This is a genomic window from Candidatus Babeliales bacterium (assembly GCA_019749895.1).
GTDB lineage: Bacteria > Babelota > Babeliae > Babelales > RVW-14 > AaIE-18.
Window position 1 is genome coordinate 116,553 of sequence record JAIEPG010000005.1, and the last position, 20,777, is coordinate 137,329.

Consider the following 20,777-nt stretch of genomic DNA (forward strand, 5'->3'; position numbering starts at 1 on the left):
TTTTTCTAACTTGTTGAGTCGTACATCAGCTGTCCTGCCAAATTAATGGTGGCATCACTCAGAACGTAGGTATCCAAATCAAACGAAGAACCAGCAGTTGAATTGCCAAGCACAAGACCGTTTGTCAATGCTTGTGTAGTTGTGTCAAAACGATACGAAACGGTCCAGACTTCTATCTCGTCGTGGCCACCGTCAGGGCCCTCACCGCCAATAGCTATATACTTTCCATCAGAGCTCCATGCAACACCGTTGATTGACGTTCCAAAATTATAACTGGCAAGTTCAGTTAAAGTTCCTGGCCGCGTAAACTGATAAAGTTTAAGCTCACTACCATTGGTCGGAGTTGTTCCTCCACCAACCAAATATTGCCCATCAGGGCTCCAACGGGCCTCAAGAAAACTATCATTATTGCCGCTATAAATAATGCTTGCAACGAGAGAAAAGGAACCCCCAGGATTAACAGAAAGTATGTTCAATCGTGAATCACCACCACCAATTTGATTGATCGTTTCAGAAACATACAAACCATCTTGAGTAAATTCTGCAGAACGACCAGATTGTCCAGCGTTAGTCGCTTGAATCAATGTTAATATTGATCCGTTAAAACTATAAGTACGCGTTTCAGTACTTGGCCCAGCACTCCCGCTAGAACAAAAAAAACGCGCACTTGGATGCCACGAAAGACCTCTAACATTACCTTGCCCAATTCCATTCCCATCAATAAATGTTAATTTTTGACCATCAAATCTATAGATTTGCAACTGTTCAATTGTTGCGTCATCAGTAGATCCAAACAAAACATATTCTCCTGAAGGGCTCCACGCAATTCCTTTAACATTATCCGTTGCAGTAAGATCAGTTGCAGCAATGGTAGTAAGCGTTGTACCATTAAAACTGTAAATTCTCACATCGTTAGTTGCATCACCAACTGCACCTACAAATCTTCCACTTGGATGCCAGCGCACACGCCACACTTCAGCACCACCGCCAGTCCAATTATCACCGGTAACGTACGTCAGCGTTGAGCCGTTGAAACGGTAAACTTGAAATTCCATACCATTTGTTGGTCCAAAACCACCCACCGCTAAATACCTACCATCGGGGCTCCAATCTACCGATTGTACCCGCGTACCATAACTTGCCGTGGTGAGTTGCACAAGGCCATTGGCAACCGTATTTGCCCGTGTAGTCAATGTTACTTTGTTATCCAACCAGAAGCGGCCCTTGCTCAAACGCATCCCGGTATGCGTTGTTTGCAACGTTGTTGCAGAACCGTTCAAATAAATACCTGCCGATTTGTCTTGCAGCTGAATCAAGTCTTTATCTGTTGAACTTGGGTAGTAATAAAGCGTAGTACCAGGATCGAACGTTAACAGCGATTGTGGCATCACATAACTTTGCATCCACGATTGATAAATAAAACATGAAGTACCGGTCATTACAACATCATTACCAAAAAACATACGACCAGTTCGAAACGGAAAGTCATCTGCCAAAGCCAACTCAACATTGTCCAACGTCACATGCCCTGTTTGGTCAAAGCAGCGAATAATAGGGATGTGTGCACTGTTGCGCGTTGTTTGAATGGTCATATTTTTGAGCGTCAACGAAACATCTGAAGCAAGCAACAATTGTGCATGCGCACCCAGCGTTAAGGTGTTGCCATGACCGTCAATAACGGTATCGTCAATAAATTGTACAATCGTATCAGTTGGCAAGCTCAAAGAACCGCCAAGGTGTATTGCATTGCCACGCCCATAAATTTTGCCGCTACTGGACCACGTTGCATGAGCGTCTAAAAATAAATCACCACGCAAATCGAGCGAACCGGTGGTGCGCAAATCAATGGCACCCGAAACGGTTACAAAGGTATCTAAACCGGCAGACTGACCCGCCAAAATAGTAAAACCGTTATTTAAACGCACATAGCCTTTTGCCGTATTAAAATTACGAAAGACATAATGTTTGTCTTGGTACACAATGCTTGCCGTGCCGTTTAAACTTGTTGCCTGAATGAATGTTGGGCACAGCACTAGCACCGCTAATAATTTTATAAGTCGCTTCATTACTACTCCCTTTTTCTACCTTCTACTTTCTCTTTTTTTATTCTCTAAATTTTTTTCTAACTTGTTGAGTCGTAAAACAACTGCCCAGCCAAGTTGACGGTTGCATCACTCAGCACATACGTATCTAAATCAAACGAAGAGCCAGCAGTTGAACTGCCAAGCACAAGACCGTTTGTCAATGCTTGTGTAGTTGTGTCAAAACGATACGAAATGGTCCATACTTCAATTTCGTCATGCCCTCCGTCAGGCCCTTCACCGCCAATAGCTACATATTTTCCATCAGAGCTCCATGCAACACCATTAATTGCGGTTCCATAGTTGTAACTCGCAACTTCTGTTAATGTTGCTGGCCGCGTAAACTGATAAAGTTTAAGCTCGCTGCCATTACTTGGCGAGTTTCCACCACCAACCAAATACTGTCCATCAGGACTCCAACGAACTTCAAGAAAATTATCATTGCCACCGCTGTAAACAATATGCTCCACAACACTAAATGAGGCTCCAGTAAATGAACACATAGTCAACCTTGAATCTCCACCACCTATTGTGTTCATTGCTATCGCAAAATAAAGCCCATCCTGACTAAATTCAGCAGAACGACCTGATTGCCCGGCATTTGAAGCTTGAACAACAGAAATAGACGTTCCATTAAAACTATACACACGCGTTTCAATACTCAGCGCTCCCGCATTGCCCGCAACACAAAAAAACTTGCCACTGGGATGCCACGAAAGACCGCGAGCTGAAGCTGAAGTCACATTCATATCCGCACTATCAACAAATGTTAACGAGTTACCATCAAATCGATAAACTCGAATTTCGTCAGACGCATTCTCGTTATCAATACCAAACAAAATAAATTCTCCTGATGGGCTCCAAGCAAGACCACGAACATCGCCAGTTGTAATATTTATTGCATCAAGCGTTATTAACGTTGAGCCATCAAAGCTATAAATTCTCACGTCATTGGTTGCATCACCAACAGCAGCCACAAAACGACCATTTGGGTGCCAACGAACACGCCACACTTCAGCACCCCCACCAGTCCAATTATCACCAGTAACGTACGTCAGCGTTGAACCGTTAAAGCGATAGACCTGAAATTCGAAAGTATTGGTTGGCCCAGTACCACCAACGGCCAAATATCTACCATCTGGACTCCAATCTACCGAACGCACACGCGTGCCATAACTTGCCGTAGTGAGTTGCACAAATCCATTAGCAACCGTATTTGCCCGTGTAGTCAATGTTACTTTGTTATCCAACCACAATCTACCTTTACTCAAACGCATGCCAGTATGCGTTGTTTGAAGCGTTGTTGCAGCACCTTTAAAATAAACTCCTGCTGACTTGTCTTGCAGCTGAACCAAATCTTTGTCCGTCGAGCTTGGGTAGTAATACAGCGTAGTGCCTGGATCGAACGTTAAAAGCGAATGTGGCACAACATAACTTTGCATAACCGATTGATAAACAAAACATGAAGTGCCGGTCACCACCACATCGTTTTCAAAAAACATACGGCCAGTTCGAAACGGAAAGTCATCTGCCAAAGCCAACTCAACATTGTCCAACGTTACATGCCCTGTTTGGTCAAAGCAGCGAATAATAGGAATATGTACGCTGTTGCGCGTTGTTTTGAGCGTCATATTTTTGAGCGTCAACGAAACATCTGAAGCAAGCAACAATTGTGCATGCGCACCAAGCGTTAACGTATGGCCATGGCCGTCAATAACGGTATCATCAATAAATTGTACAATCGTATCGGTTGGCAAACTCAAAGAGCCACTAAGATGTATGGCATTGCCACGGCCATAAATTTTGCCGCTACTGGACCACGTTACATGAGCGTCTAAAAATAAATCACCACGCAAATCGAGCGAACCAGTGGTGCGCAAATCTATAGCACCAGAAACGGTTACAAACGTGTCCAGCCCTGCAGACTGGCCAGCCAAAATAGTAAAACCATTGTTCAAACGCACATAGCCTTTTGCCGTGTCAAAATTACGAAAAACATAATGCTTGTCTTGGTACACAATGCTTGCCGTACCATTCAAACTTGTTGCACCTGCGAGCGTTGGGCACAGCGCAAGCACCGCTAATAATTTTACAAAACGGTTCATTACTACTCCTTTTTTCTACTTTCTACTTTCTCTTTTTTTATTTTCTAAATTTTTTTTAACTTGTTGAGTCGTAAAACAACTGCCCAGCCAAGTTGAGGGTTGCACCACTCAAAACGTAGGTATCCAAATCAAACGAAGCGCCAGCAGTTGAGTTGCCAAGCGTAAGACCGTTGGTGAGTGCTTGGGTTGATGTGTCGAAGCGATACGAGACCGTCCACACTTCAAGCTCATCGTGCCCACCACCAGCACCGTTACCACCAATCGCTATATACTTGCCATCACGGCTCCACGCAACACCGTTGATTGCAGTCCCATAGTTGTAGCTTGCAACTTGGGCAATGGTGCTTGGCCGAACAAACTGGTAAAGCTTCAGCTCATTACCATCATCGGGACCCGTCCCTCCACCAACCAAATAGTTGCCATCGGGACTCCATCGTATTTCAAAAGTCGATTGGTCTGCAGAAGAGTTATACGTCGTTGTGTCAACATCCTGAAAACTCCCACCAGGGTTAATTTCTTGTATTTTAAAGCGACTCGTCGTATGCCCCGCGTTACTTAAGGCAGTAGCAAAAAACAATCCATCCGGAGTAAATTCTAACGAACGACCATCTGCACCAAGCCCACTATCTTGAATAAGCGTAAGCGTACTGCCATCAAAAAGATACGTCCTCGTTTCTTGTAAATTATTTGCCGTACCACACAAGCCAAGGTACATACCATCAGGATGCCACCCCAAACCAGTCCCTCGTGCAAACGAAGCACCTAAATCAATACCATAAATAAAAGTCAGGCTTGCACCATCAAAATGGTAGAGTTGTAGCTCTGTCGATGGCAAATCATCATCAATCCCACATACCAGATAATGACCCGTTGGATGCCAAGCAAGCCCCTTCACTTCACCGGCTGACGTGAGATCAGTCACATCAAGCGTTATTAAGGTTGTTCCATCAAAACTGTAAACCCTGACATCGTTGGTTGCATCACCAACAGCTGCCACAAAGCGACCGCTTGGGTGCCAACGCACGCGCCACACTTCTGCACCACCACCAGTCCAATTATCACCGGTAACATACGTCAGCGTCGAGCCATTGAAACGGTAAATTTGAAATTCCATACCATTTGTTGGGCCTGTACCACCAACGGCCAAATACCTACCATCTGGGCTCCAATCTACCGAACGCACACGCGTGCCATAACTTGCCGTAGTGAGTTGCACAAATCCATTCGCAACGGTGCTTGCTCGTGTACTGACCGTTACTTTGTTATCCAACCAGAAGCGACCCTTACTCAAGCGCATGCCGGTATGCGTTGTTTGCAACGTCGTTGAACTGCCGTTCAAATAAATTCCTGCCGATTTGTCTTGCTGCTGAATCAAACTTTTTGTTGTTGAACTTGGGTAGTAATACAGCGTAGTGCCTGGATCGAAGGTCAAAAGCGAATGTGGCAGAACATAACTTTGCATGACCGATTGATATACAAAACATGAAGTGCCGGTCACCACCACATCGTTTTCAAAAAACATACGACCAGTTCGAAACGGAAAGTCATCTGCCAAAGCCAACTCAACATTGTCCAACGTCACATGACCTTTTTGATCAAAGCAGCGAATAATAGGAATATGAGAACTGTTGCGCGTTGTTTTGAGCGTCATATTTTTAAGCGTTAATGAAACGTCTGAAGCAAGCAAGAGCTGCGCATGCGCCCCAAGCGTTAACGTGTGCCCATGGCCGTTAATAACGGTATCGTCAATAAATTGTACAATCGTATCGGTTGGCAAACTCAAAGAGCCACTAAGATGTATGGCATTGCCACGGCCATAAATTTTGCCGCTACTGGACCACGTTGCATGAGCGTCTAAAAATAAATCACCACGCAAATCCAACGAACCAGTAGTACGCAAATCGATAGCGCCAGAAACGGTTACAAACGTATCAAGCCCTGCAGACTGGCCAGCCAAAATAGTAAAGCCATTGTTCAAACGTACAAATCCTTTTGCCGTATCAAAATTACGAAAAACGTAATGCTTGTCTTGATAAACAGGAGTCACCGTACCGTTTAAACTTGTTGCTTGAACAAGCCAGGAACAGCTTAATAAAACCAACAAAAAAAAGATAAAAAGCAGTACTTTCTTACTCATCTCTCTCCTTTATTTTTAAAAAACTTAGCAAAAGTATGCTTGTAGCTTGTATAAAAAATCAAACAATCAGAAATTTTTGTAGCTGATAGTCCCACGAAACCAAAACGGGATTATCTTTTTTCAACAATGCTTCAATAACAATCGAAATAGCCGTTGGTTCTCCTCTACTATTTTTTTCAAGAACAGTTAAAGAGCTCACTGAATTTTGTGTTGAAATATTTTTCGGAAAATAAAGATGTTCTGGATCGCAAGAACGCAGCTCAACCATCCCATTTTTTAGCTCAACCGTCATATGATGCGGCTTTATCTCATAAAACGGCTCTGATTTAAAAGCAAAGGTATTAATGGTATAAAACACGGACATGCGCTTGGCACTACCACCCAACAGCCACAAGGCTTGGGCATTGCTACTACCAAACCAGTGCATGGGCAAGCCAACAAACCAAACCGCTCGATCATGAATTTTTTGATCAGCAACCAAGCCTTTAAAGGCTGTGATGATCGTGTTCAAAACACGCTCTTTGGTGCGCTGTCGGTAAAAAAAACTGGTAGCATTTACTGCTAAAAGAATAAATAAAAAAGGGTACAAGCCCCACGCGGGTACAGAAAAACGAGATGTGTAATAAGAAACTGCATACAAAATAATACCAAACAAAAACGGCAAACCAACGTACAAATAGCGCGGTTGATAGTACAAAAGCAAAGCCGGCCAAGTAAAAAGAATTATACTGCCAACAAGAAAGCACAGCTCTTTGTACTGCCTGCGCGCAAAAAACGGCCACACTAAACAACTGAGTAGTAACACAACCAAACTACCCTTGAGCAAACGATTGCCACTGGGAATAAGACCAACGTACAGATAATCGCAGACATAGCTGATCCAATCTCCTAAACGCTCTTTTTGACGTGCAACAAACACATCAAACGTTTGCTTAAAATTCCCACCCAAAACCTTTATCTGCAACGGAAACAGCCACAAGCGCACTACCAAATAAAAAAAAGCACCTGCCCAATAACCAAGCGACACACGTAGTGCCCGGCCAGCATACTGCCACAGAGCCCCACCCTGCGTAAACGAACAGTAAAACATGGTCGCCGCAAAGGCCCAGACGGGAAAAACAATTAATGTTTCTTTTGCAAAAATGCTCAGTGTCATAATGCTGCACGAGAGCAAATACCACAGACATTTTTTGCTGTCTAAATAGCGTTTTAAACAATACGCAGCGCCCAACAAATACAACACATCAACAATATAAATTTGACAGGTAAAAACGCCAATCCAATGCTCAAGGCTGGGGTGCAGCGCAAAAAACATGGCACCAAAAAAGGCCAGTGGTAAGCCAAAAAAAGTAAAAAATATGTTAAATAGCACAACCGAAATTAATGCGTGAAGCGTAATAACACAGATCAGCAAAGCGTACGGATTGATACCAAAAAACCAGCTTTCTAAACCAAAGAGCACAAATTGCATGGGCCGGTACAAAACCGAAGCAAACGTTAACGGTATTGCCGGATAATTTGAAGGATTAAAAGCATGACCAATATCGTGTGGCGCAAAAAATGAAAAGAGATCAGAAAGTTTGTGTAGTTGAGCATGCAACAAAAAACCACAATCGTCATTAATAAACCCCCAATTAAAAAATGGTAAGGCAAGAATTGCCAAAATGCTCACAAAAATAAACACCGAAAAAAAGAGTCTTTTTTTCTCCATACCCATCACCTTTCTCTCGATTGGATCTTTACTCCTTTGGTTAATGCTATAGTATTTAGGCAGAGAAAGAAAGGAGTAGCGTGCTGAAAAATTTTCATAAATTTAAGATCCAATACCTCTTAATAATTGGAATTTTTACTCTTAAAATTATTGCGCTCATTCTCTTTTCTTCAGACTACATGGAGCAACTTTTTGTCCCATTTATTGAGCACTTTGTACAAAGCTTTGGTAACCCCTGGCAATATTTTTTTGACTGTCAGTCGGCCGTAGAGTTTCCTTACCACCCGCTCATGCTTTATCTTTTATCGCTGTGCTACCTACCACTCAAACTTTTGGGTATTAACAGGCAAGCACTTGCAACCATTGCGCTCAAACTACCAACGCTGTGTGCTGACGTAAGCATTACCTACCTGCTACTTAAAACGTTTCCAACGCGAACTCAAGAAGTAGCTCTTTTTTATTACGCATCGCCCATAATTTTTTACGCAGCCTACCTGCATTCACAACTCGACCTGATACCAACTGCTATCCTGTTTTTGAGTATTTACTTGCTCAAACAAGACAAAGTTTTTTTTGCATCGCTCATACTGGGCTGCGCCCTGAGCACGAAGCTACACGTTATTGCAGCGGCACCAATCATGGCTATTTATGTACTCAAAAATTATTCGTTTAAAAAAATGATTACGTTTAGCGCTACTGTGCTGACCGTTTATTGTTTTTTTGTAGCTCCATTTATTTTGAGCACCGGCTACTATCATTTGGTGCTCACCCACCCCAAACAAATGCTGCTGTTTGATGTCTTTGCACAATTTGGGACCCTCAAGCTCTACCTGCCGGTGTGCGCCCTGCTTACGCTGTATGGCCGATTTTTTACGTACGAAAAAATTAACAACGATCTCATGGACGCATTTTTAGGCATCGTCTTTTCGTTTTTTGTGCTACTCATTATACCCGCGCCAGCGTGGTATATGTGGATGCTGCCATTTTTAAGCACGGTTTTAATTAAACAATCAGACAACAACCACAACATGCTCTGGACCTATGCAGGCTTGAACAGCTTGTATTTCATATTTTTTATCTTTTTTTATCAATCCACCTGTAACGATTTATTGTTTTTAGGCACCCCCGTCAACTTTAAAATATCGCATCAAACGTTATGCAACATCACCTTTACGCTGCTTGAGGCAACGCTGCTCTTGCTGATTTATTGCATGTACAAATTTGGCGTGCGCAGCAATGCCATTTATAAAAAAACACACAGCCTGATTATTGGGATTGGTGGCGACAGCGGTGCGGGCAAAAGTACGTTTATGCACGACTTACACGTTATTTTGGGCGCCAAAGCAACCATGCTTGAAGGCGATGGCGACCACCGCTGGGAGCGAAACGACCAGCACTGGCAAGAATTTACACACTTGGACCCAAAAGCCAACTACCTACACCGGCAAGCCGAAAACCTTTTAAGTTTAAAAATGGGTCAGGCAATTAAACGTACTGATTACAACCACACCAGCGGCACCTTTGACCCAGCACGCTTAATTAAACCAACTGATTTTATTTGCTTGAGCGGCCTGCATCCACTCTACCTGCCCAAAATGCGTAAACTAATCGACGTCAAAATTTATTTAGACCCGGCCCCAGATATTCGCGCGCATTGGAAAATTGTACGTGATATGCACAAGCGCGGATACTCAAAAGAAAAAGTAATCGAACAACTCAACAAACGCGCCATTGACGGCCAAAAATATATTGAACCGCAAAAAAATTTTAGCGATTTAATTGTTCATTATTTCACCGACCAACCATTTGAAATTGGCAACCCACACGAACATCCACACATCAAACTCAAAATCACGCTCGATTCAAGCGTACGCCTTGATCAATTAATTCAAGAACTTACCAAAGCAAACATCAACTTTGTGTGGGATTACGCAGCAGATTTAAGATCGCAATACCTAATATTATCACAACCAATTGCGCACACAGTGTTACCAACAATCGCTCAAAACATTTTAGTAAATATTGAAGAGTTAACCGTACAAAACAACTTGTGGGCGCAGGGTTATCGCGGTTTTTTGCAATTGATAACTCTGCTCATTATGAGCGAAAAAATGAGAGAAAAGGATATTTATGAACGAGCTTAACAATTTTGTACATTTATCCAAATATGCCGGCCAACGCTTCGATCTGGTGCAAGCGGGCGGAGGCAACAGCTCCGTCAAACTAAAAGACGGCTCGTTGCTCATAAAAGCTTCAGGCTTTTCACTTTCTGAAGTTGAAACAACAACCGGGTATGCTATTGTTGATAACCAAAAACTTGTAGCAACGGCCTTTGATCCAAAAATTTTTACTATTGCCGACAAATATGAACGCGAGCAAGCAGCAAAAAAAAGAGTCGATCAAGCACTTATTCAAGCAACCCACCGTCCATCAATTGAAACATTATTACACTCGCTACTCGACAAATACACGCTACACACCCACCCCATCGCGTTAAACAGCCTTGCCTGCAAAGCAAACTGGAAAGAGTTATTTTTTTCATTACTGCCCGATGCTTTACTGGTTGATTATCACACACCCGGCATTGATTTGGCCCTGGCACTCAAGCAGGGAATTATCGATCTGGGAATCTCGCCAAATATTATTATCTTACAAAATCATGGCTTAATTGTTACAGCAGCAACAGCCGAAGAAGTGATTTTTTTAACCGAACAAACGTTGGCAATTGTTGAAGAGTTTTTGGATATTAGCTTCGAGCCCTACAAGTTTACCACGCAGATATCTAAGCTCTGCAACACACTAGCCAATAACGTTAGTACGGTTGCTTACCTTTCGCGAGATCGCGAACTTACCAGCCTAGCACTTAACAACAAAGAGATTCTTTTCTTGCCACCTTTTTGTCCCGACGCATTAGTTTATTGCGGGGCCAGCGCTCTGGAACTGGCAAACCTCAACGATACACAACCAGTATCTGATTATTTTTTGCAATATCATGAACTACCCAAAGTTATCGTGTATCAAAACCATCTGTTTTTTATTGCTCATAACATAAAAAAAGCAAAAGAAATTGAAGAAGTCTATAAGTTTCATATACTCGCACTTCACGCAGCCTACCAAATTCCTGGCCCGGTTAATTATCTTTCACCACAAGAGCTGAGTTATTTGAATAACTGGGAAGCCGAAAAATATCGACAAAAAAGGGCATAAAAAAAGCGCCGCATTGTTTTAAATTCGGCGCTTTTTTTATACATTTAAAAAATTATTAATTGGCTGTTTGATCAGCAACACCTGTTTTTGCTTGTTTACGAGCAGCTTGACGTTTATACCTGCGAGCCTGACGTTGCTGCTTACGAGCAGCTTGACGTTTTTGCTTACGAACTTGGCGTTTAGTAACTTTCTGATCTGATACAGCAGAGGCTTGTGTTTCAGCTGCTGCTGGCATTACTGTGGTTGTTACGGTTGCTGCTGCAGGAACTGAAACAACAGTTGCTGGCACAGCAGCCGGTTCGGCTGGCGCCATTGTTAGATCAGTATCCACCAAACCAGCTATTGTTGTAACGGTTGGCGTTGTTGAAGTAGTTACAACTACTGGCGTTGCTGTAGCAGGTGTTGTAACCGTTGTAGTTGTAGCTGGTGTAGCAGCCGGTTTTGTAGCACGGGCTGGTAATGCTTGGCTATAACGGCCTCTAAAACCAGGCCTATCCAGAAACAAACGACTACGACTACCAAATTTCTGCAATAAATCATCGATATATTGATCAATTTTCGTTTTATTCTCAACGCTCACTAAATTATTATTCGAAAGATTAATCAAAAGAGCTTGAAAAATCATACTTTCTGAACGAGAACTATTGGCTTCTTCACGTATCTTTTCTTTATCAATCAAGATCATTAACTGAAGTTGATCTGGATCTGATAAAACTTTACCTTGAGCATTTTTTATTAATGCTGCAATAGTAACCAAGTTTTCTACTCCATCACGACTTTGAAGCTTTTTCTGAATATCGTCAATGCTCATATTACCCAAGAAATTACGCGCAGCTGATTGCATTCTTGCTTGATTCCAAGTTTCAATAGCAGCCTGAAGTTTTGCTTGTTTCTCTTGAGTAAGAAGTTTTTTGCTAAAAATATACCCAAAAACTGGAAGCGCGCCTCGAACATGCGTACCGGCTTTAAGTACCGTTACTTTAGCATTCATCACTTGTGTCAAAAGATCTACAACCTTATCTTGGTCTGCAGCCGCTAAAGCTTTATCACCAGCCGCTTCAAGAATAGCTAAAACTTGACTCAAAGAATCACCCTGCGACTTAGTTTCATCAAGCCATTTACTTATACCATCTTTAATTTGTGCCACGGTAAAATTTTGACTCAATAATGCTTGCATGGCACCAGGCCCCGCAACACCCCAACGGCCAGCTCGAACACCCTTAAATGCACGATGATAGGGAGATTGAGGGCTCATAGAGTCACGTGATGATCGACTTTGACCCCAACGGCCAGCTTGGCGCTTGTAACCACCGCGTGAACCACCTCGGCGCTTTGAAGCCTGTGCTGACGGCTCAGCAATCTTCTCAGCTGATGCAGTATCGGCAGCTTCTGCCGCATGCATAAAATTGGCGAAAAGCACAAAACTGGCAAGCAGTGCCAACAAGAACATTTGTCTCGAAATCTTCATAAAACTCCCTTTTTGATTACTTTTAGGCTTTTAATACACTCTACAACCTAATTTGAGAATAGCCATTTTGATTTCTATTTGTCAATTTAATTACTAAGATTTTTAAATTATGAAGCTCTGTCGTTATTTTTAGCAAAACATTCGCAAATCAACAACCTTTCAAACATAAAGAAAATTTGTAAACTGCATTTTTATACGCAGCCCTTTTTCTAAACGCCATCCATTCTTGACCAATCCTTCCCACAAGTTATGCTGCTTGCAACTGCAAAACCAGGGTAAAAATAGTTCATTTTAAATCAAATAGAGAAAGTTTTATTATGACCATAAAAAGTATAATTTTTCTCATGATTACTCTCACACTCACAACAAAGACTATGCCAGCGGCACTACGGACTGATATTAATGCCGTTGATAGTAGCGGCTGGACACGATTACACCTTGCTGCCAGCAATGGCAATGAGAGAGAAGTAGAATTACTCATTGCAGCTGGCGCATATGTTGATGCTCAAAACTATGCCGGCTGTACACCTCTTCTTTTTGCTGCCATGCATGGCTATGACAAAATTGTAGCATTACTTCTTACCAAAGCAGATCTCAGCACGTATGTCGGCTGGACACCACTGCATACTGCTGCTCTCAATGGCCACCTTGCCTGCGTACAATTGCTTGTTGGCGCTGGCGCAGACATTCATGCTAAAGACAGACATGATCGAACACCACTTGATTGCGCTCGTGAAAATGGTCATACCAAAATTGTAGAATTACTTGAAGCTGCAAGAGTTTCTTGATCTATTTTTTTCACCAGCTATGCTGCTTGCAATTAAAAAACCAGCACGGATAAGAAAGTTTTTATGACAAATATACCCACCACACTCACGCTTCATGAAGCTGCCAAGATTGGCGATATCAAAGCTCTCCAAGAACTTATTGCCACAGGCGCTGATGTTAACAGTCCTGATGAAGAAGACTGGACACCCCTGCATTTTGCTGCCCTGGAAGGTCATGCCGCATGCGTAGCATTGCTCATTGCTGCCGGCGCGCAGGTGAATGCCCGCAATGAAAATAGCGAAACACCACTTAATTTTGCTTGCCAAGAAGGCCATGCAGAAATTGTAACATTACTTATTGCTGCCAATGCGGATGTTAATATCACTGACAACACCAGCTGGATGCCACTTCATGATGCTGTTTACAATGGCTACCCTGCATGCGTACAATTACTTATTGCTGCTGGCGCACATGTTAACACAGCAGACAACCAACAAAGCCAAACCCTACTTCATGGAGCTGCACAATTCGGCCATGCCGGAGTAGTAGAATTACTTCTTGGCGCTGGCGCAGATGTTGATGCTCGTAACGGTGACCATGCCACACCTCTTCATCTGGCCGCTGACCAAGGTCACACAACTTGCGTGGAATTACTTATTGGCGCTGGAGCAACTCTTGATGCTTGTGATAATGATGGCGCCACGCCACTTCATTTCGCAGCCACCAATGGCCACATCAGCGTTGTAACAGTACTTGTTGACGCACTCTCCAACGCAGGGAAAAGTGTTAATACACGCACTAAAACAGGCAATACACCACTTGCTTTGGCAATTCAAAACCGCAATTCAAAAACCGTAAAATTACTGCTCACATTGTCTGAAACTACATCAGAACTCATACACTGAGTACTAAAAAGAGAATTTTATGGCCAACATGCCCACCACACTAATGCTGCATGAAGCTGCCAAGATTGGCGATATCAAAGCTCTCCAAGAACTCATTGCCGCAGGCGCCAATGTTAATGCTCATGACAAACGAGGCTGGACACCGTTGCACGAAGCTACTGTCTATGATTTTAAAGAATGTGTACAATTGCTTCTGGCCGCTGGTGCAAACGTTAACGCTGGTAACAATTTTGACGTCACGGCACTTCATTGGGCCGCCGTCCACGGCTACGCCGAACTGGTACAACTACTCATTGCTGCCGGAGCAAAAGTTGATGCTGTCACTAAAACAGACGAAACTCCACTGAGCTTGGCTGCTTCTCATAACTACACCGCCGTTGTAGAAATACTCAAAGCCGCTGGAGCTTCTTGATCTATTTTTCCCACTAGTTATGCTACGCAGGCAACATAAAACTAGGACATCAACAACACAAACAGGAAATTTTTTTATCATGAACATAAAATTTCTCACTTCACTCATGCTTGCTTTTACGCTAACAACAAGCGCCATGCCTGCTGCATCAAGCACAACTTTTGGCAAAAAAGAAAGAGCTCTAGGCCATGCTGCCAAAACTGGTAATAGCAAAAGGCTAAAAAGGCTTATTGCTCAGAAAGCACCTATTAATGCTTATGACAATTTGGGCAGGACAGCTCTTCATCATGCTGCCGACTGCGGTCATATCGAAATCGTAAAATTACTTATTAAAGCCAAAGCAGATGTTGATGCTCGCGATAACTACGGCTTGGCACCAATTAATTTGGCCGCCTTTCATCGCCACAAAGCAATCGTAAAATTACTTAAAACTGCAATGTCACAGTCTATCTCCTATAATCTCACCGACTAGATTCCAAAGCCCTGACAATCACCGCCAGGGCTTCTTGACCAAATTTGCCCACGAGCTATGCTACGCCTGGAACATAAAACCAGAGCAAAAAAGGAGAGACTATGCTCATAATAATCCCCATGTCTGGGGTTGGAAATCGGTTTATGCAAGCAGGCTATAGCGACCCAAAGCCACTCATCAACGTTGACGGCAAGCCAATTATTGAGCACGTGGTCAACCTCTTTCCCGGCGAACACAATTTTATTTTTATCTGCAACCAAGAACATTTACAAACAACAGAAATGTACAATGTACTGCGGCGCATAGCCCCTTCCGGCACTATTGTGAGTATTCCCAAGCACAAAAACGGACCAGTTTACGCCGTCTCAAAAGTTTTTAATCTGATCGACAATGATGAAGAAGTAATCGTTAATTATTGCGATTTTTCAATGTACTGGGACTATAACAACTTTTTGCACCACACGCGCACGCGCAATGCCGATGGTGCCATTCCTGCCTACAAAGGTTTTCATCCGCACATGTTGCACGATCCAAATTATGCATTTATAAAAGACCAAAACCAGTGGCTGCTGGAAATAAAAGAAAAGGCTCCATTTACCACCAATAAAACGAATGAGTATGCGTCGACTGGCGCGTACTATTTTAAGCGCGGTTCTTTACTAAAAAAATATTTTCCAGAACTAATTGAACGTGATATTAACGTTAACGGCGAGTACTACGTAAGTTTAATTTACAACCTGCTCAAACGCGATGGGCTCAATGTTTCGGTATACGAAGTACAGCATATGCTGCAGTGGGGAACTCCTGAAGATCTTGAAGAATATGTTGGCTGGTCAGCGTATTTCAAACGTGCTGCAGAGCAAGTAGAACAAAAAAAAATAACACACGACCTCATGCTCATACCTTTGGCGGGGCGCGGACAACGCTTTGTACAAGACGGCTACGCCGACCCCAAGCCACTTATTCCTGTCAGCGGCAAACCAATGATTGTGCAGGCGGCAGCAAGCTTGCCAGCAACAACCGAACAGATTTTTGTTTGTTTGAACGAACATTGCCAACGCTACCCGCTCGAGCACGCCATTAAAGAAACGTATCCACATGCTGAGATAAAAAAACTGGATCACGTGACTGAAGGCCAGGCATGCACCTGCGAATTTGGTTTACAAAACATTGATCCAGAAAAATCACTGGTTATTGGCGCATGCGATAACGGCATGCTGTGGAACCAGCAGAAATATCAAGACCTGGTCGACGACAAAAGTGTTGATGTTATTGCCTGGAGCTTTAGAAATCATCCATCAAGCAACAAAAACCCACAGATGTACGGCTGGCTGGCCGTTGACCACAATAACGTTGTTACCAACGTTTCGGTAAAGGTCCCACTCTCAGCAAACCCATCACACGACCATGCAATTGTGGGCACGTTCACGTTCAAAAAAGCGGCCTACTTTTTGCAAGCGGCGCAAAACTTGCGCGCCAAAAATATTCGCGTGAACAATGAATTTTATGTGGACAGCTGTATTAACCAAGCTCTGGCAATGGGCCTCACGGTAAAAGTTTTTGAGGTGGATCACTATGTCTGCTGGGGCACACCCAACGACTTGCGCACCTTTGAATATTGGCAAAGTTTCTTTCACAAATGCACGTGGCACCCGTACCGCTTAGAAAAAGACGCAACGGTAGCACCGGAAAAGATTGCAGAGCTTGATATGAAATATCGTATGTTTACACAACCAAACCGCGAACCATTGGTAACAGGCAAACAGCAGCAGGTTAGCCAAGCATTGTAAAGACACAAATTCGATAATTTGAAGAACACCTATCAACTTGTATAATGGTCGATTTGTTTAGTACCCGTTCGTCCTGACTCTTCGGCAGGCTCAGAGCTAAAGGCCCTTCCCGCCTGCCCTGAGGAAGAACTCGCAGAGTTCTGTCTCGAAGGGTCGAAGGGTCGGGTACGAAAATGGCAACCAACAACACCCGCTTCGCCCTATCCTTCGACAAGCTCAGGACGAACGGGCTACGCGGGCTCATCACACCCTCGCCAAAATTACGAGAAGAAGTTTGATTAAGTTAATACCTTGAACCTAAACTGTTGATAATCCCACGTTACAAAAACAATATCGTTGGCCAGCCATTGTTGATCAAGTACAAACGTAATAGCGCACGGCAAACCATCTGCATTCGTTTGATTTACTATGCGCCGGCCTAACGATACGTTTTCGGTTTCCATTTTTTCAAAAAATAACTGTTCTGGCTGGTGTGAAACAATATGCACGCCACCATCAACACGCTCAACACTCACATTGTACGAATCTTGATAATAACCGTGCCACGGCAAAGAACCTTCATACTCCCTCACCAAAAAAGTTTTGATATCATAATAAACTTTGTTCTTTTGACCACGAGACAGTAACCACACGGCCTGAGCGGTACCAGCAGCAAACCAGCGCAGCGGCAAGCCAGCAAAGATGATCGTTTTATTCTCACAACGCGTATCGTTAACCAGATTTGCAAACGCTGTTGTGGTCATGTGAAATACTGCTTCTTTTTTCTTTTGATGCACAGCAAACATTGTCCCACTGACAGCTATTGCTAAGAAAAAAGCCATGCTCATTGGCACACGCAGCCAACAGTATTTTTGCACGTAAAAATCTGTTGCATACGCAACTATAAACATCAAGAATGGCAAACCAATGTACAGATACCGAAACTGATGAAAGAGCAACACCGACGGCCAGGTAAAGAGGAGCATGCTCAAAACCAAAAAGACAAAAAATATAATTTTTTTTCGCGCAACAAACGGCCACAGCAACAAGCTTATCAACACAACAAGCAAGCCCGTTTTTAAAACTTTGCCATGCGCAACCACAAACGAAATGCCAAAACTATCACAGGCGTATGTTACCCACACAAAAAAGCGTTCTTTTTGTCCAACCAAAAAAGCTATAAATTTGGTGCTTAAACTTTCTGCCGGCTGGGCAGTCACCATGCTTGAAAATACCCACCAACGAAAGGCAAAGTAGGTTACCAACGCACACCAGTAGCCACATGAAAGTAGTAAAGCATGCTTGAACTTGTCAGCGATGCTGGTTCTGTTGCGCTCACACACTTGCCACACAAAGCTCACCATAACTACCCAGAGCGGCAAGACCACGAGCGTCTCTTTTGCAAACAGCTGCATAAAAAAAATAGAACACGAAAGCACATAGCACCACCAACTTCCCAAGCGCATAAACCGCCAGAGCAGGAGCCCGCACAGCAACAAATACAATAGATCGATCAAATAAATTTGATTAAACAAAATGCCCATATCTTTAAAAATCGTTGGATGAAAAGCAAAGAGCAGCGTTGCGCCATAAGCAGCGGAGCAGCTGACAACTGATGCAAAAACGTTAAAAATAATAACACTGTTGAGCGCATGCAACCCCACCATGAACAGTAAAAAACAATAGGGCTGAATACCAAATATCATTTCTTCAAATGCAAAGTAAACAAACTGCATGGGCCGATACAATGCTGCCAGCCAGGAGGGGCAGCTAACAGAAAAATTTGGTGGAAAAAAGGTTTGTGCAATATCGTGCGCCATAAAAAGATTAGTAATGTCCGTAGTTTTTGCATGATATAAAAAACCAAAGTCATCTAAAATAAAGCCCCATGAAGTAAACGGCAGCGCCAAAAAGCACATAACTAAAACAACAATACTTACCGAACACCAAAATTTTTTATTCATGAGTTAAGCATTCTCAGTTGATTTTTTTGATAATCCCACGTTATAAACAATGGGTTTTGAGCAAGCAGCTCTTGATCAAGCGTAATTGAAACTTCGACAGGAAAGCCGTCGCTATTCACGGCGTGCACCGTAAACGTACCAAAACAACCACACGCTCCTAATTCTTTAAAAAAATAGGGGCCATCTAAAACTTTGATACTAATCATGCCCTGTTCCAACACAACCTCAACATTGCCCAGCACCGGAGAAAACTCAACAAGACGATTCGCATCATACGCCATTAAAAAATCACGCGCATCGTAACACACGTCAATCGGCTGACCGGCATAAAGCTCAAGCGCCTGAGCGGTACCTGAACAAAAGCGCTGCAAAGGCAGGCCAACAAAACAAACCTTGCGATTTTTTATTGATGCGTGCGTACTTAACACCTGCAACTGCCTAGTAATTGAAGCAAGTCCTTCACGCTTTGCTTTGTGGTAACGAGTAAACCGAACGGCACACAACACAACAACAACCGTCAAAACACAATTAATAAAAAAACGAACTCGTGGCCTGCGTTCAAAAAAATCAAGTGAATACGCAATCAAGCAGCAAAAAAACGGCAAGCCGGCATACAGATAACAAAACTGATGAAAAACAATAAGAGACGGCCAGGTAAAAAGAAGCGTACTGAAAACCAAAAACAAACCAAACATTTTTTGTTTGCGCATCCAAAACGGGTAGAACAACAAGAAACTTATCCCTGCCAAAAGTATGCCCTTGAGGACACGATTATTGCCGGGAACCAGGGAGATTGCCGTCACATCACACAAGTACGTTACGTACATAAAAACACGTTCTTTTACAACCACAAGCAAGCGACCAACATCAACCGATGCCGGGGAAAAAGCAGGCGCTGGCAAAACATAAAAACGTATGAGCATGTACATTATCGCGCACAAGCCATAACCCAACGCGTTTAAAAAAGCTTTTTTAAACGCTTCGTAATCCCAATACTTTTTTTTCTCATACGCAGCATAAAAATAAACAGCAACAAAAGCCCACGCAGGAAACACAATTAATGTCTCTTTTACCAGCAGTTGCACCAAAAAGAGCAGACACGAAAAAAAATAATAGATAACACGTTGCGACCGCAAAAATTGCCACAACAGCAAACTAATCACGAGCAAGAAAAAAAGATCAATCACATAAATTTGGTTAAAAAAAATACCAAACCAGCGAGCAAGGCTGTAGTGAAAGGCAAAAAATAACGAAGCCCACCAAGCCGCCCACACAGCCAGAAACGAACATAAAATATTAAAAATGAGCACGGCATTGAGCGCATGCAGTGCAACGGTAAACTGATAATACCACAGAGGCTCTAAACCAAACGCCCATCGCTGCAAACCAAAAAAAATATACTGCATGGGCCGATACAATGCCGACAGCGCATCACTGGGGCCAATTTCAAGATTGGGTGGGTAGTAGGTCAGCTTGATATCACGAATCAGAAAAATGCGCTTCAGATCAACAAAACTTTCAAGTTTGCTGTGCAAAATAAAGCCAAAGTCGTCAAAATAAAAACCCCAGCTTGTCTGCGACAATCCAAAGAAACCAATGATCAGCCCAAACAAGATGCCGGAAAAGATAAAACGTTTGAAGGCACCAACTTGATAATTCACATTGCCCTTTGAATTTGAATGTTTTGCTTTTCTCTTACTCCGTTCTCCCTGAGGAGCCCGTAGGGCGTCTCGAAGGGCTAGAGATTTATTTTGTTTTTCATGCCCGACCCTTCGAGA

Annotated in this window: 14 protein-coding genes; 7 read left to right on the plus strand and 7 right to left on the minus strand. The window is 43.0% G+C overall.

The window, feature by feature from the left end:
* Positions 1-5 precede the first annotated feature (5 nt).
* Genes K2W90_04965 through K2W90_04980 form a run of 4 tightly spaced genes read right to left on the minus strand, consistent with a single transcriptional unit; the run spans position 6 to position 8,034 of the window.
* Positions 6-2,066 carry a WD40 repeat domain-containing protein gene (locus tag K2W90_04965; GenBank protein ID MBY0353687.1) on the minus strand — a complete coding sequence of 687 codons (2,061 nt, stop codon included), beginning with the start codon at positions 2,064-2,066 and terminating at the stop codon, positions 6-8.
* A 56-nt stretch (positions 2,067-2,122) separates the two neighbouring features.
* On the minus strand, positions 2,123-4,186 hold the full coding sequence (locus tag K2W90_04970) for a WD40 repeat domain-containing protein (protein MBY0353688.1): 2,064 nt from the start codon (positions 4,184-4,186) through the stop codon (positions 2,123-2,125).
* Between the two features lie 55 nt (positions 4,187-4,241).
* On the minus strand, positions 4,242-6,323 hold the full coding sequence (locus tag K2W90_04975) for a WD40 repeat domain-containing protein (protein MBY0353689.1): 2,082 nt from the start codon (positions 6,321-6,323) through the stop codon (positions 4,242-4,244).
* Positions 6,324-6,381: 58 nt separating this feature from the next.
* Positions 6,382-8,034, minus strand: coding sequence for a glycosyltransferase family 39 protein (locus K2W90_04980; GenBank protein ID MBY0353690.1), 1,653 nt, complete (start codon positions 8,032-8,034; stop codon positions 6,382-6,384).
* Between the two features lie 80 nt (positions 8,035-8,114).
* Here K2W90_04980 and K2W90_04985 point away from each other — a divergent pair, with 80 nt between their 5' ends.
* Both K2W90_04985 and K2W90_04990 read left to right on the plus strand, forming a co-directional pair.
* The gene (locus tag K2W90_04985; protein ID MBY0353691.1) at positions 8,115-10,178 is read left to right on the plus strand and encodes a hypothetical protein; all 2,064 of its coding nucleotides are present in this window, start codon (positions 8,115-8,117) and stop codon (positions 10,176-10,178) included.
* On the plus strand, positions 10,165-11,241 hold the full coding sequence (locus K2W90_04990; protein MBY0353692.1) for a class II aldolase/adducin family protein: 1,077 nt from the start codon (positions 10,165-10,167) through the stop codon (positions 11,239-11,241). Before K2W90_04985 ends, K2W90_04990 begins: the two co-directional genes overlap by 14 nt.
* A 55-nt stretch (positions 11,242-11,296) precedes the next feature.
* Here the strand turns inward: K2W90_04990 and K2W90_04995 are convergent, their stop codons facing one another.
* A complete protein-coding gene (locus K2W90_04995) occupies positions 11,297-12,709 on the minus strand; it encodes a hypothetical protein (GenBank protein ID MBY0353693.1) in 1,413 nt (470 codons plus the stop codon).
* Positions 12,710-13,026: 317 nt separating this feature from the next.
* On the opposite strand from K2W90_04995, the gene K2W90_05000 reads away from it, so the two are divergent.
* The 5 genes from K2W90_05000 to K2W90_05020 all read left to right on the plus strand — a co-directional run bounded on the left by K2W90_05000 (position 13,027) and on the right by K2W90_05020 (position 17,056).
* Positions 13,027-13,497: an ankyrin repeat domain-containing protein gene (locus K2W90_05000; GenBank protein ID MBY0353694.1), complete on the plus strand. Its 471-nt coding sequence runs from the start codon at positions 13,027-13,029 to the stop codon at positions 13,495-13,497.
* Between the two features lie 63 nt (positions 13,498-13,560).
* The gene (locus K2W90_05005; protein MBY0353695.1) at positions 13,561-14,382 is read left to right on the plus strand and encodes an ankyrin repeat domain-containing protein; all 822 of its coding nucleotides are present in this window, start codon (positions 13,561-13,563) and stop codon (positions 14,380-14,382) included.
* A gap of 19 nt (positions 14,383-14,401) precedes the next feature.
* Positions 14,402-14,794, plus strand: coding sequence for an ankyrin repeat domain-containing protein (locus tag K2W90_05010; GenBank protein ID MBY0353696.1), 393 nt, complete (start codon positions 14,402-14,404; stop codon positions 14,792-14,794).
* A 79-nt stretch (positions 14,795-14,873) separates the two neighbouring features.
* Positions 14,874-15,266, plus strand: coding sequence for an ankyrin repeat domain-containing protein (locus K2W90_05015; GenBank protein MBY0353697.1), 393 nt, complete (start codon positions 14,874-14,876; stop codon positions 15,264-15,266).
* 101 nt (positions 15,267-15,367) lie between these two features.
* A complete protein-coding gene (locus K2W90_05020) occupies positions 15,368-17,056 on the plus strand; it encodes an NTP transferase domain-containing protein (protein MBY0353698.1) in 1,689 nt (562 codons plus the stop codon).
* Between the two features lie 278 nt (positions 17,057-17,334).
* Here the strand turns inward: K2W90_05020 and K2W90_05025 are convergent, their stop codons facing one another.
* Positions 17,335-18,999, minus strand: coding sequence for a hypothetical protein (locus K2W90_05025; GenBank protein MBY0353699.1), 1,665 nt, complete (start codon positions 18,997-18,999; stop codon positions 17,335-17,337).
* Positions 18,996-20,660 (minus strand): hypothetical protein, encoded by a 1,665-nt coding sequence (locus K2W90_05030; protein ID MBY0353700.1) that lies wholly within the window; start codon positions 20,658-20,660, stop codon positions 18,996-18,998. Before K2W90_05030 ends, K2W90_05025 begins: the two co-directional genes overlap by 4 nt.
* Positions 20,661-20,777: the final 117 nt, after the last annotated feature.

Coding starts and splice junctions, on each gene's coding strand:
- K2W90_04965 (MBY0353687.1), bottom strand. CDS start 2,066: ATGAAGCGACTTATAAAATTATTAGCGGTGCTAGTGCTGTGCCCAACA.
- K2W90_04970 (MBY0353688.1), bottom strand. CDS start 4,186: ATGAACCGTTTTGTAAAATTATTAGCGGTGCTTGCGCTGTGCCCAACG.
- K2W90_04975 (MBY0353689.1), bottom strand. CDS start 6,323: ATGAGTAAGAAAGTACTGCTTTTTATCTTTTTTTTGTTGGTTTTATTA.
- K2W90_04980 (MBY0353690.1), bottom strand. CDS start 8,034: ATGGAGAAAAAAAGACTCTTTTTTTCGGTGTTTATTTTTGTGAGCATT.
- K2W90_04990 (MBY0353692.1), top strand. CDS start 10,165: ATGAACGAGCTTAACAATTTTGTACATTTATCCAAATATGCCGGCCAA.
- K2W90_04995 (MBY0353693.1), bottom strand. CDS start 12,709: ATGAAGATTTCGAGACAAATGTTCTTGTTGGCACTGCTTGCCAGTTTT.
- K2W90_05000 (MBY0353694.1), top strand. CDS start 13,027: ATGACCATAAAAAGTATAATTTTTCTCATGATTACTCTCACACTCACA.
- K2W90_05005 (MBY0353695.1), top strand. CDS start 13,561: ATGACAAATATACCCACCACACTCACGCTTCATGAAGCTGCCAAGATT.
- K2W90_05010 (MBY0353696.1), top strand. CDS start 14,402: ATGGCCAACATGCCCACCACACTAATGCTGCATGAAGCTGCCAAGATT.
- K2W90_05015 (MBY0353697.1), top strand. CDS start 14,874: ATGAACATAAAATTTCTCACTTCACTCATGCTTGCTTTTACGCTAACA.
- K2W90_05020 (MBY0353698.1), top strand. CDS start 15,368: ATGCTCATAATAATCCCCATGTCTGGGGTTGGAAATCGGTTTATGCAA.
- K2W90_05025 (MBY0353699.1), bottom strand. CDS start 18,999: ATGAATAAAAAATTTTGGTGTTCGGTAAGTATTGTTGTTTTAGTTATG.